The following is a 12,274-nucleotide window of genomic DNA, read 5'->3' on the forward strand; positions in this document are numbered from 1 at the left end:
AGGCCAATCCCATGCTCATCCAGGTTCCAGATGTTCTGACTGCGGACGAAGTCCGTCATTGCCGCGCCGTTCTGGAGGCTTCGCAATGGGTCGACGGACGCGTGACCGCCGGCGATCAGGCCGCCAAGGCGAAGAACAATCTGCAGATCCCGGCCGAAAGCGCCGAAGCGCAACAGCTCGGTGATCTCATCCTCAACGCGCTTGCTCGAAACCCGACCTACAATTCCGCCGCTCTTCCGCTGCGTGTGCTGCCGCCGATGTTTAATCGTTATGATGTCGGCATGACGTTCGGTGCGCATGTGGACAATTCGATCCGCACTGTTCCCGGCACCGGCGGCATGCGGATGCGCGCCGATGTCTCCACCACCATCTTCCTGTCCGATCCGGAGGATTATGAGGGCGGGGAACTGGTGATCGAAGACACGTTCGGCACCCATGCGGTGAAACTACCGGCCGGCCACATGGTGGTCTACCCGTCGTCGAGCCTGCATCGTGTGGTGCCGATCACGAAGGGCAGCCGCTGGGCGAGTTTCTTCTGGGCCCAGTCGATGATCAAGGACGATGGCCTGCGCGCCATGCTCTATGATCTTGATGTCTCGATCATCCAGATCCGCCAGCAGCTCGGCGACGACAATCCGGCTGTTCTCGGTCTGGTGAACCATTATCACAACCTGCTGAGACGCTGGGCCGAACTGTGATGAAGGCTGAAACAACGAGCCTTGATCCGGACACGCTCGTCGAGACGCAGTTGGCGCTTGGCCAGATGCATCTCGATCGTGGCGAACCGGACAAGGCGCTCGAATGGTTCCGTGCCGCGGCCCGCAGTGGCGATGCGCGTGCGCTCAACATGTTGGGCAGGGCCTACGAGCGGGGTTGGGGGATCGCGGCCAATACGAAAGAAGCAGCCGTCTATTTTCGCGAGGCGGCCGAGCGTGGTGATGTGTGGGCGATGTTCAACCTTGCCGATCTTCACTGTCGGGGCGAGGGCGTGGAACGTGACGAGACTGCCGCCTATGCGCTTTATGCCGAGGCGGCGAGGCGCGGTCACGCCAAGTCCCTCAACATGCTGGGTCTGTTTCATGAGGATGGAGCAGCTGTGCCGCGTGATCTCGACAGGGCGTTGTCCTTTTTCCAAGCGGGCGCCAAGGCCGGTGATTGCTGGGCGCAGTTCAATGCGGCTCGCCTTCTTCTGTCGAGGGGCACGACCGACGAGGCCATTCGTTGGCTGACGGCATCGTTTGAAACCGGTTTTCCCGACTATTTCCGTCATCTGGCGGAGGCGCTGGAGGGAAATGCTGATCCCCGCCTGGCGGCAATCGGTGCAGAGGCGCGGCGTCTGCTTGCGGGCGTTCGCCCATGACGGTTCCGCTAGACACAGTGTCCCTGGCCGATTACGAGCGGCATTTTCTGAACCGCGCAGACGAGGGTGTGATCGGTTACATCGCCGGGGCCGCCGCCGACGGCCTGACGCAGGCGGCCAACCGCAAGGCCTTTGATGCCTTGCGCCTGATGCCGAAAAGCCTCGTCGATCTGCGGCAGGCCTCCGCCGCCTGCACCCTGCTGGGCGAGAGCTTGCCCTTTCCGATCCTCATCGCACCGACCGCCTATCATCGCCTTGTCCATCCGGCCGGCGAACGGGCAACCGCCGAAGCCGCCCGTCTTACCCGCACGCCCTATGTCGTCAGCCAGCAGGCGTCTCTTCGCCTGGAGGAGGTGGCTGAGGCCGCAGGCGACGCCATTCTCTGGTTCCAGCTTTATCTGCGCCCTCTGCGGGAGGAGACGCTGACCTTGGTGCGCCGAGCCGAAGACAGCGGGTACCGCGCCCTCGTGGTCACGGTGGATGCGCCGGTCACCGGTATCCGCAACCACGAGCAGCGCGCGGGTTTTGTGCTTCCGCCGGATATTTCCGCGGTCAACATGGCCGGTATGGTGGCGACCGATCCCGTGGGCGGGGCGGGAAGCCCAGTGTTTCGCGGCATGTTGCAGCATGCGGCGCGCTGGGAGGACATACGCTGGCTGAGGTCGCAGACGCGCCTGCCGATCCTGCTCAAGGGTATCCTCAATCCGGACGACGCGGGCAGGGCCGTTGATCTGGGTGTCGACGGCATCATCGTCTCGAATCACGGTGGCCGCACGCTGGACACCCTGCCAGCGACCATCGAAGCCCTGCCGGCTGTCGTTTCGGCCGCGAGGGGACGGGTGCCGGTATTCCTCGACGGCGGCATCCGGCGCGGAACGGATGTCCTGAAGGCCATCGCATCAGGGGCAGCGGCTGTTCTCGTCGGGCAGCCGGTGCTGCATGCCCTGGCGGTTGGTGGCATGGTCGGGGTTGCGCATATGCTCACCATCCTGCAGACCGAGCTGGAGGTCGCCATGGCGCTGGCCGGGCGGCCGACACTGTCCGATGTCGATGCCTCCGTCCTCTTCCGGCCCTGAGACGAAATCGTCTCGATCCAACGCATTTTCCACATGCCGAGGCGCTTTCGTTAAAGAAACTGCTCTCTAATCGGTCCATAACAGGTCAGAGCCTCCAATCCGGGACACGATTGCAAGGAGTTTGCCCATGGTCGAAATCAAGATGAAAACGCGCGCCACCGGCGCGACGGCAACGATGGCCGCACGCGGGCAGGCGAGCCTGCGCACGGAGACGGGCGGCACGCTCGACGTGGTGACATCCGTGTCGGACCCTGGGTTCAATCCGCTGGATCTGCTCTATTCGTCGCTCGCGGCCTGCCTCGTGCTCAGCGTCAAGGGTGCCGTCTCGCGGCTGCAGCTCATGGAACGTTTCGAGGGCGTCTCGGCGCATGTGACCGGCGAAAAGGCGCATGACGGCCCCTCGCGGGTCGAGACGATGCACTGCGTGATCCGGATCGGCGGCGATTACAGCGACGAGGAACGGCAGGATATCGTCCGGCTTGCCAAGGAGCTCTGCACCGTGAGCAATACCCTGACCTACCTGCCGTCCGTCCAACTCGTCGCGGAAAAACTTTAAGGCTCAGTCGTCGTCGGGAATGAGGCTGTCGATGCCGAGCAGCGTCAGTTCGTTCTGGACGCGGCCCACACCCGGCACGCGCTTGACGGTTGCGATGATCTTGCGGGCCGTCTGCTGATCATCGACTTCGCCTTCGATCGTCACCGTGGTGCCGTCGGCCCGGATGTCGATCGTCTCCATCGGCACCAGGTCGAGTTCATCGATCGCGTTGCTGATCCGCTCTTCCAGATCGTCGCTTTCTTCGAGCCCGGCCGTGGCCGGTGTGCGGCGATCGGAGATGGGTTCCTCCAGCCCATCGGCATCGGCGCTGTCCACGCTGTAGCCTTTGTTGCGCTCGCGGTCGAAATTGGCGCTCGGATCGCCATAGGCGGCATTGTCGACAGGACCCGCTCCGGCACCCGCCTGGTCCGCATAGGGCCAGCCGTCATCGATGTTGCGGGTGTCGTAGTCGCGGTAGTCTTCTTCGCGGGAAATTTGATGGACGGGCTTCTTCGTGGCCATGACGGTCTCCTGACTGTGGTCGGCGAGATAACGCGCCAGTCGGCCAGAAGTTCGAGGTTGCCCTCAACGCGTGTGCTTCTCCCATTTCTTGATGAGCCGGTCCCGTTTCAGCCGCGACAGACGTTTGAGCCAGAAGAGGCCGTCCAGCTGGTCGATCTCGTGCTGGATGCAGGTGGCTAGGAAGCCTTCGGCCTCGCCTTCGTGCGCTGTTCCGCTCAGATCCTGAAACCCGAAGCGGATGCGGGCCGGCCGCTCCACCTCCTCGGTGAAGCCGGGCATCGAGACGCTGCCCTCCGTAAACCGCTGCAGCTCGGTGGAGGCAGAAATGATGTGCGGATTGATGTGGATGAGAAGCGGCTCGTCCGGCGCCAGCTGGATGACCGATACCCGGACCAGTTCACCCACATGCGCGGCGGTGATCCCGACGCCGGGTGCTGCACGCATCGTCTGAAGAAGATCGTCGCACAGGTCCTGTAATGTGTTATCGAACATCACCACCGGCTGGCAGGGTTCGAGGAGGCGGGGGTCGGGATAACGCAGGATCGGTCGGATCGTCACGGGCACTCGCAAGGGTTCGACAAGAAGGCGGTGCCGGCCTGTTCAGCATGGCTAGACCGGCGCTTCAACTTGTTCTAGCAGGGTTTCGGCGGGCGTGCAGGCCTCTTGCATCGTTCCAGCTATCTAATTGTTGACAATCGGTTTTTGCCCGTCATCCTGCAGGCGCGAGGATACGGGCGGCAGGTGATGCGAGGAGCGGCGGCATGACGAATATCGACGAAGACCGCGTTCGCCCGCATCACGATGACGTGCATGACGACATTTACGGCGAAGACGGCTCCGTGCGCGGCGATTTCCTGGCGCTCGTCGGTGCGGCCATTGCCGACCGCGATCTGCTGTTCCTGCGGCAGGAAGTGGCGAGCCTGCACGAATCCGAGCTGGGCGACCTCCTGGAATCCATGCAGCCGGATCAGCGCCTGGCGCTCGTCAAGCTGCTCGGCAATGACTTCGACCTGACGGCGCTCACCGAGGTGGACGAGGCGATCCGTCTCGAGATCGTCGAGCAGATGCCCAATGCGCAGATCGCTGCCGCCCTTGGCGAACTCGATTCGGACGACGCCGTCTACATTCTCGAAGACCTCGACAAGGAAGACCGGGAAGAGATCCTCGCGCAGCTTCCTTTCACCGAGCGTGTCCGTCTGCGTCGCGCCCTCGATTATCCGGAAAGCTCGGCCGGTCGTCGTATGCAGACGGAATTTGTCGCCGTGCCGCCGTTCTGGACGGTGGGGCAGACGATCGACTACATGCGCGAGGACGACGATCTGCCCGACAGTTTTACGCAGATCTTTGTCATCGATCCGACCTTCAAGCTGATGGGCGTCGTCGATCTCGACCGTATCCTGCGCACCAAACGCCAGGTGAAGATCGAGGCGGTGATGCGGGAGACGAATTATCCGATCCCTGCCGACATGGACCAGGAAGAGGCGGCCCAGCTGTTCGAACAGTACGACCTTCTTTCCGCGGCCGTCGTGGACGACAATGGCCGCTTGGTCGGTGTGCTGACCATCGATGACGTCGTCGACGTGATCCAGGAAGAGGCCGAGGAAGACATCATGCGCCTCGGCGGCGTGGGTGACGAAGAACTCTCCGACTCGGCGCTCGATACCTCGCGCTCGCGCGTGCCGTGGCTGCTGGTCAATCTCGTCACCGCCATGCTGGCAGCATCCGTTATCTCGTTGTTTGAGGCGACCATTCAGCAGATCGTGGCGCTCGCCGTGCTGATGCCGATCGTCGCCGGCATGGGCGGCAATGCCGGTTCCCAGACGATGACGGTAACGGTGCGCGCGCTTGCGACCCGCAATCTCGACATTCACAATGCCTGGCGCGTCGTGCGCCGCGAGGCAGGGGTCGGGTTGCTGAACGGTGCGATCTTCGGCGTGCTGATCGGCCTGTCCGCCGGCCTGTGGTTTCAGGACCCCAACATCGGCGGCATCATCGCAACCGCCATGTTGATCAACATGATGGCCGCAGCACTGGCCGGCATCATGATTCCCTTGCTGCTCGACCGGATCGGGGCGGACCCCGCCGTCGCCTCCGCCGTCTTCGTCACGACGGTCACCGATATTACCGGCTTCTTCTCGTTTCTCGGGCTCGCGACCTGGTGGTTTGCCATCAGTTGAACCGGCCACCTTGCCGGCAAACGGCCTTCGAAAAATTGACTTATACGTAAAAGTCAATTAGCCTTCCCGTCACAGAGGAAGCTGGCGTGCAAAAATACTATACCATCACTGAGCTGACACGAGAATTCGGCGTTTCGACCCGGACCCTGCGTTTTTATGAAGACGAAGGTCTGATCCACCCGGAGCGCCGGGGCAGGACACGCCTGTTTCGCGCCGCCGATCGCCGATTGATCCAGGAAATCCTGCGCGGTCGCCGTATCGGTTTCACGATTGCTGAAATCCGCGAAATCATCCAGGTCTACAAGGAGCCGCCCGGCGAACTTGGCCAGCTCAAGATGCTGATGAAGCACGTCGATCAGAAGCGCGACGAATTGCGTCAGAAACGCAAGGATATCGAGGAAACGCTCGCCGAACTCGATCAGGTCGAAGAGGCCTGTCTCACCCGGCTGGCGGAAATCGGCGTCGGGACCTGACGACCCCGAGCACCAGAACTAGTTTTCCATGCTGATTGCCGTGCATTGCCCGGCAATATCCAGCACCCGCTGATCCTTCGACGGATTGATTTCACCCTTTTGCATTGGCTGGAACAGCGACTGGGCCACCAGCCGATCCGCCGTACAGGCGCAGAAACGCTGGCAAAGCCCGGCGTCATTGCCGCCGGCCGTGCAGGTTGCCTGGCAGCTTCTGTTGTAGCCGGCAATCGGGTCCGGTGCGGGCGGGGGCGCAACGAGCGTCGCCAGATAAACGATCCCGATCAGCACCGGCTGGTGAACCAGGTAGAAGGCGAGACTGTGTTGTCCTGCCCGGGTCAGGATGTTTTCCTTCCGCTGCCATGTCTGCAGGCGTGCGAAGCCGCCATGGCGGCGAAGCAGGCCCGCCACGGCCACACCGGCCAGCACGGCGGAAAGCCAGGGAAACAGCGGCACGAAATCATTGGATCGTGGTGGCGTCTCCGCAAGCCCGATCCAGGCGATGAGGCGCGAATCGAAGAGGGCCGAACGCACCACGCCCGGCATCACCCAGCCGTCGATAATGAAGGCGACGAGAATGGCGATGGCCGTCCCCGCCGTTACCAGCGGCGGCAGCGGCAGGAAGAGAAGTGCGATCAGGCTTGATACGACAATCGCATGCAGGATGCCGAAGAAAATCCATTCCTGCGGCAGCGCCACATAGGTTCCGACGCTGATCACGGCAGCGGCAGCCGCGACCATGCCGAGCCGGCGCACGTACGGTTTCCAGCGGATCGCCGGCCGGTGGGCGAGCACGAGGCTGACACCGACGAGGAACAGGAAGCTCGAGGCGATCAGCCGCGCATAGATCTTCCAGCCGCCCTCGGTCGCTGTACCCGGTTCCAGGTAACCGAAGAATTCGAGATCCCAGGTGAAATGATAGGAGGCCATCGCAACAAGCGCGATGCCGCGCAGCGTATCGATCAGCGGGATGCGCGGCGTGCGGAACATGCCGGAAGACGTGTCGGGAGAGGACAACGGATTTCCTTACTTCTTGGCGCGGCTTTCGCTCTCGTCCATCAAGGCAAGCCGCGCTTCGGAGAAAAACTGCCTTCGTGTCAGAACGATGATCACGAAGAGGGTCGACGCCATGAACATGTAGGGCCCGATAAACCAGCCGAGATAGCCGATGGACAAAAAAATCGTCCGCAGGCCGGCGTTGAAGTGACGCGCGGCGATGATGTTCATCCGGATCACCCGCTCGGCATCGCGTTTGGCGGTCTCCGGGTCGGCCCGGTATTCCGCTGCCATCGGCAGGCCGCCGAACAGGATCGTGCAGTAGTTGAACAGCCGATAGGACCAGCCGAACTTGAAGAAGGAATAACCGAACAAGGCCGTCAACCCGACGACCTTGGCCTCGAAGGCGGCGCGGCCGCTGTAGCTGACGAAGGCGAGGTCCCGGAACACGGCATCCACCTGGTCCGTCGCACCAAGCAGCGCAAAACAGCCACCGATCGCAAAGATCGAGGTGGAGGCGAAAAAGGCGGTTCCGTTCTGCAGGCCCGCCATGATCTGCGTGTCGATCATCTTGAGGTCGCGGCCAAGCGAATTGTAGATCCAGAGGCGGCGTCGCTCCGCCATGGCCTGGTTGAGGCTTGGGCGTGGCAGGACCGGCTCGCCGCTCGTCAGCCAGGAGTAGCCGAACCACAGGAAAGCAAACAGGCCAAGCGCAAGATAATCGGCAATGGTCATGGAAGGAGCGCCAGAATGAGGTCCAGGGACAAAGGAACGGGTTGGATCACGATCATCCTATGCGTCAGGTCGGCCGCGATCTCAAGCCGCGTCGTTTACCATCTGGGCGGGATTGAGGCGCTTGCACCCTTGCAATGCGTGAACAGCTGTGCACAAAGGCCGGCGCAGCTGTGAATGTGTCGAATTTTGCAGTTGCGAAATGTGAACGTGATTAATATACGGTTAAGGGCTTGCGCGGCACAATACGCCGCGGCCGCAACTGGAGCAATTATGGAAGACACTGTACAGAAGTCCTGCTGGGGCGTAACCGTGAAGGCACTGTGTGGCTTTGCCGGTGTACTGGCATTGGCCTATCTTTTCGGTACCATCTGATCATCCGTCATACGCATTCCTGCCGTTTCCCAATTCGCCCATGACCGATGCTGACCTGGAAAGGGTCCGTGTCGTTTCCGCTCCCAGCCCATGTCGGTCGAGCGGCTGGACAGTCGAGGGAGGCGAGGTAGTCTAGACCCGTCTGCCACCCAGGAATCGTGCCTCATGTTTCTTTCCGTCTTTGACGTCTTCAAGATCGGCGTCGGTCCATCGAGTTCCCACACCATGGGGCCGATGTCGGCCGCGAACCGTTTTCTCGATCTCGTCCTCTCGGATGAATGGCCAAGGCCGGCAGGTGCCCGAGTGGAGGCGTTGCAGGTCAGCCTGCATGGCTCGCTGGCGTTTACCGGCATCGGTCACGGAACGGGCAGGGCGGTCATCCTCGGCCTGACGGGTGAGCGACCGGACAGCGTCGATCCCGATCGTATGGACGCCATCATCGAGGCGGTCGAGCAAAGCGGCCGCGTCATGCCACCGGGCCATCCGCTGACGGGCTATCGTTTCCAGCCGGCGACCGACCTCATCTTCGACAAGAAACAGGCCCTGCCGGGGCATGCGAACGGCATGAGCTTTTCCGGTCTCGACAAGGACGGACGCCTGCTGTTGAAGCGGATCTATTATTCGATCGGCGGCGGTTTTGTGGTGACCGACACCGAGCTGGAGGCGATGCGCCGCAGCACCCAGGCCGGCAGCGACCGTGTCCCCTATCCGTTTGCCACGGCCCGTCAGATGCTGGACATGGCACGAGCCTCCGGCCTCGGCATTGCCGACATGAAGCGGGCAAATGAACTGACCCGCATGAGCGAGCCGGAGTTGAACGACGGCCTCGACCGCATCTGGGACGCGATGAACAGCTGCATTGACCGCGGGCTGAAGGTCGAGGGCATTATGCCGGGCGGTCTGAAGGTGCGCCGGCGGGCAAAGTCGATCCACGACAAACTCAAGGCGGACGTGAGGAGTAACCGGCTCAATCCGCTGCTCGCCAATGACTGGCTGTCCGTCTATGCCATGGCAGTGAACGAGGAGAATGCCGGTGGCGGACGGGTGGTGACGGCACCGACCAATGGTGCCGCCGGCGTCATTCCCGCGACCATCCGTTATTTTCTCCACTTCCATGACGATGCGAGCCAGGAGGATATCCGCACCTTCCTGCTGACGGCGGCAGCCGTCGGCGGCATCATCAAGCACAATGCCTCGATCTCCGGTGCAGAAGTCGGCTGTCAGGGCGAGGTGGGATCAGCGGCGGCGATGGCTGCCGCAGGCCTTGCCGCCGTGATGGATGGTTCGCCCGAGCAGATCGAGAACGCCGCCGAGATCGCGCTTGAACATCATCTTGGCATGACCTGCGATCCGGTCGCCGGCCTCGTGCAGGTGCCGTGCATTGAACGCAACGCACTGGGGGCGGTGAAGGCCGTCACGGCCGCCTCGCTTGCGTTGAAGGGCGACGGCGCTCATTTCGTGCCGCTCGACGCGGCTATCGAGACGATGCGGCAGACCGGAAACGACATGAGCGAGAAATACAAGGAAACCTCCACCGGTGGCCTTGCGGTCAATGTCGTGGAATGTTGATGGGCCAGGCGCTGCTTGGCCCTTGACCAGAGGCGCGGATCGGTTTTCAACCGCGCCATGACACTTCATCTGTTGAAACTCTGCGTCGGCGCCGATTCGCTTCAGGACCTCCGGGACTGGGTAAGCGAACGTTCGCTGACCGCCATGGCGGCCGGGCTCGAACCGCACACGACCCACACCACCCGTATGGTGCCGAAGCGCGTCGACGAACTGCTGAACGGCGGTTCGCTCTATTGGGTGATCAAAGGGCAGGTGAGTGCACGCCAGCCGCTTCTCGGCATCGAGACCTTCACCGGCGCCGACGGGATCGGACGGTGCAATCTCGTGCTTGGGCCGGACATCATCGAGACTGTTCCGCAACCGAAGCGGCCGTTCCAGGGCTGGCGTTATCTGACGGCGGAGGATGCGCCGAGGGATCTATCCTCGATCGGCGACGATGCAGCCGCCATGCCGGAAGACCTGCGGCGGGAACTGGCCGATCTCGGTCTGCTCTGAGCACGTCGAGCAAAAGCACCTAGCGGCTTTTCCGGAAGGTTATGTGTGACCACAACGACAAAAGGCGCCCATGTCGGCGCCTTTTTCGAAAGCTTTTGTGGCAGGTTCACCGCAGCTTCAGCCGGATCGGCAGGCGCCCGGCTTTCGGAGACAGGTGCATGTAGATGCGCGCCTCCGGCTGTGAATGGCGCCATGCCCGTGCCCCATGTGACAGAAGCATCGTCACCAGATCGCGCGTACGCTCCTTCGGACGATGGATGCCAAGCCCGGCCAGCCTCAATGCGGCTTCGTGCAGCGGATGCAGGCCGCTGCCCCTGATCTTGGTCTCGCTCCCCGCAGGCAGCGGGAAATCGAGATTATTCTCGTTCATTGCCATTTGATGACCTCGTAACGCAAAACAAATCGAGGGTCGTACACACGGGTAAAAACCCGACAGACGGGCCGGTCGACCGGCCCGTCTGTTCATTCAGTCACTGTTGTGATGCCCAGCAGGAGACGCCCTTTTTCTTCAAGGCATTGCAGGCATTGATCGCATCCTTCTGGTCACCGAAGCCACCAAAGCGGGCGCGATAGAGCTGGCTGCCGCCGCTGTTGACGGCAACCGCGAAAGGTTTGGCGGTACGCAATACCTGACCGCCTTTATCCTGCGCACTGTGCAGGAGTTCCATGGCCGAGCCGTGGTCGGCGGATACGCCGATCTGGATGACCCAGCCCGAAGGTGTTTCTGTCTTGACGTCGCTCTTGCGGGTCGATGCGGTGGTGACCTTGTCGGTCTCGACAGCGGCCTGATCGCGAACCGGTGGCATATAGGCCGGAGCCGGCGTCGGAACACCGACATTCGGAGCGGTCGTCATGGCCGCGGTCACGGCAGCGGCCGCACCATTACGCTTCGGTTCCGAGGCATAGGCCGAGGCGCCGGCAAGCTTGTCGTCGTAGCGACCGGCCGGAACCGGAACCGTCGCCGACGGATCGATCGATGCCACTTCCTGGCTCGCTGCCTGGACGGCAGGCGAAGTCTGCGGCTGGACGGGAACCGGAACCGCAGTCGCCGGAAGCGAAGGCGTACGAACTTCGGCGATCAGGTTGCTGCCACGACCGGTGGAAGCCTTCGGCATGTATTCGGCAATCAGCTTTCGCATCTGCGCATCACGTGCACCGCCGCTCGTGCCACCCATGACGACACCGACGACGGAGCGGCCATCGGCCTGCGCCGAGGTGACGAGGTTGAAACCGGATGCCCGGGTGTAACCGGTCTTGATTCCGTCGACGCCCTTGACCGAGCCGAGGAGGCGATTGTGGTTGCCGATCGTCTGCTTGCCGAACTGGAAGGAGCGGATCGAGAAATACGGGTAATATTGCGGAAAATGCTGGCGCAGCGCGATGCCGAGGCGAGCCTGGTCGCGTGCGGTGGTCATCTGGGCGGTGTTCGGAAGGCCGTGTGCATTCCGATAGGTGGTACGGGTCATGCCAAGGGCGCGGGCCTTGTTGGTCATCAACTGCGCGAAACGGGCCTCGGAGCCACCGACATATTCGGCAAGCGCAGTCGCCATATCATTGGCGGAGCGGGTGATCAGGGCCTTGATCGCCTGTTCGACCGTCACGGTCCCGCCAGGGCGCACGCCAAGCTTGGTCGGCGGCTCCGACGCCGCATGGGCGGAAACGGGAACGCGGGAATCGAGCGAGATACGGCCGCTTTCCAACGCTTCGAAGGTCAAATACAGCGTCATCATCTTCGTGAGCGACGCCGGATAACGAAGCGCGTCTGCATCTTCGCTGTAAAGAACCTTGCCTGTCTTGGCGTCGACCACGATGCCGGCATATTTCGCATTTGCCAGCGCGGGACTGCTCGCAACCATTGTGAGGACGATTACGCCAACAAGATAACCCATGGCCTTCTTGAAAAACGAGGCGCCATCCTTGGGGCAGGACGTTGTGTTGAGATTGTTCAGCACGGTGCACTCACTCAC

14 protein-coding genes are annotated in these 12,274 nt (G+C 62.2%); 8 read left to right on the top strand and 6 right to left on the bottom strand.

Annotated elements, in window-relative coordinates; genetic code table 11:
- Positions 1 to 11 precede the first annotated feature (11 nt).
- The 4 genes from OU993_RS25005 (at position 12) to OU993_RS25020 (ending at position 2,992) form a co-directional block, all read left to right on the top strand.
- Complete coding sequence (locus tag OU993_RS25005) at positions 12 to 698, top strand: Fe2+-dependent dioxygenase (RefSeq protein ID WP_268161630.1); 687 nt, start codon at positions 12 to 14, stop codon at positions 696 to 698.
- A complete protein-coding gene (locus OU993_RS25010; protein WP_268161631.1) occupies positions 698 to 1,360 on the top strand; it encodes a tetratricopeptide repeat protein in 663 nt (220 codons plus the stop codon). Before OU993_RS25005 ends, OU993_RS25010 begins: the two co-directional genes overlap by 1 nt.
- Positions 1,357 to 2,436: an alpha-hydroxy acid oxidase gene (locus OU993_RS25015; RefSeq protein ID WP_268161632.1), complete on the top strand. Its 1,080-nt coding sequence runs from the start codon at positions 1,357 to 1,359 to the stop codon at positions 2,434 to 2,436. The genes OU993_RS25010 and OU993_RS25015 overlap by 4 nt, the downstream gene beginning before the upstream one ends.
- 127 nt (positions 2,437 to 2,563) lie before the next feature.
- Positions 2,564 to 2,992, top strand: coding sequence for an OsmC family protein (locus OU993_RS25020; RefSeq protein ID WP_268161633.1), 429 nt, complete (start codon positions 2,564 to 2,566; stop codon positions 2,990 to 2,992).
- 3 nt (positions 2,993 to 2,995) lie between these two features.
- Here OU993_RS25020 and OU993_RS25025 read toward each other — a convergent pair whose 3' ends face one another.
- Together OU993_RS25025 and OU993_RS25030 are read right to left on the bottom strand one after the other, a co-directional pair.
- The gene (locus OU993_RS25025; RefSeq protein ID WP_268161634.1) at positions 2,996 to 3,493 is read right to left on the bottom strand and encodes a BON domain-containing protein; all 498 of its coding nucleotides are present in this window, start codon (positions 3,491 to 3,493) and stop codon (positions 2,996 to 2,998) included.
- 63 nt (positions 3,494 to 3,556) lie between these two features.
- Positions 3,557 to 4,051: a peptide deformylase gene (locus OU993_RS25030; protein ID WP_268161635.1), complete on the bottom strand. Its 495-nt coding sequence runs from the start codon at positions 4,049 to 4,051 to the stop codon at positions 3,557 to 3,559.
- A 203-nt stretch (positions 4,052 to 4,254) separates the two neighbouring features.
- Here OU993_RS25030 and mgtE point away from each other — a divergent pair, with 203 nt between their 5' ends.
- Entirely contained in the window at positions 4,255 to 5,670 is a 1,416-nt protein-coding gene (mgtE, locus tag OU993_RS25035) for a magnesium transporter (protein ID WP_268161636.1), read from the top strand.
- An 86-nt stretch (positions 5,671 to 5,756) separates the two neighbouring features.
- Positions 5,757 to 6,143, top strand: a complete 387-nt coding sequence (locus OU993_RS25040) for a MerR family transcriptional regulator (RefSeq protein WP_268161637.1) — start codon at positions 5,757 to 5,759, stop codon at positions 6,141 to 6,143.
- Between the two features lie 18 nt (positions 6,144 to 6,161).
- On the opposite strand, the gene OU993_RS25045 is transcribed toward OU993_RS25040, so the two are convergent.
- Together OU993_RS25045 and OU993_RS25050 are read right to left on the bottom strand one after the other, a co-directional pair.
- The gene (locus OU993_RS25045; RefSeq protein WP_268162522.1) at positions 6,162 to 7,130 is read right to left on the bottom strand and encodes a heparan-alpha-glucosaminide N-acetyltransferase; all 969 of its coding nucleotides are present in this window, start codon (positions 7,128 to 7,130) and stop codon (positions 6,162 to 6,164) included.
- A gap of 36 nt (positions 7,131 to 7,166) precedes the next feature.
- Entirely contained in the window at positions 7,167 to 7,871 is a 705-nt protein-coding gene (locus OU993_RS25050; protein ID WP_268161638.1) for a DUF599 domain-containing protein, read from the bottom strand.
- Between the two features lie 537 nt (positions 7,872 to 8,408).
- On the opposite strand from OU993_RS25050, the gene OU993_RS25055 reads away from it, so the two are divergent.
- A complete protein-coding gene (locus OU993_RS25055) occupies positions 8,409 to 9,812 on the top strand; it encodes an L-serine ammonia-lyase (RefSeq protein WP_268161639.1) in 1,404 nt (467 codons plus the stop codon).
- Between the two features lie 57 nt (positions 9,813 to 9,869).
- Positions 9,870 to 10,307 carry a DUF1489 family protein gene (locus OU993_RS25060; protein ID WP_268161640.1) on the top strand — a complete coding sequence of 146 codons (438 nt, stop codon included), beginning with the start codon at positions 9,870 to 9,872 and terminating at the stop codon, positions 10,305 to 10,307.
- Positions 10,308 to 10,413: 106 nt separating this feature from the next.
- On the opposite strand, the gene OU993_RS25065 is transcribed toward OU993_RS25060, so the two are convergent.
- Both OU993_RS25065 and OU993_RS25070 read right to left on the bottom strand, forming a co-directional pair.
- Positions 10,414 to 10,683, bottom strand: a complete 270-nt coding sequence (locus OU993_RS25065) for a hypothetical protein (protein WP_442793038.1) — start codon at positions 10,681 to 10,683, stop codon at positions 10,414 to 10,416.
- A 94-nt stretch (positions 10,684 to 10,777) separates the two neighbouring features.
- Positions 10,778 to 12,196 carry a serine hydrolase gene (locus tag OU993_RS25070; protein WP_268162524.1) on the bottom strand — a complete coding sequence of 473 codons (1,419 nt, stop codon included), beginning with the start codon at positions 12,194 to 12,196 and terminating at the stop codon, positions 10,778 to 10,780.
- Between the last annotated feature and the right edge of the window lie 78 nt (positions 12,197 to 12,274).

It is taken from the genome of Rhizobium sp. SL86 (assembly GCF_026672545.1).
In the GTDB taxonomy this organism is placed as follows: Bacteria; Pseudomonadota; Alphaproteobacteria; order Rhizobiales; family Rhizobiaceae; genus Neorhizobium.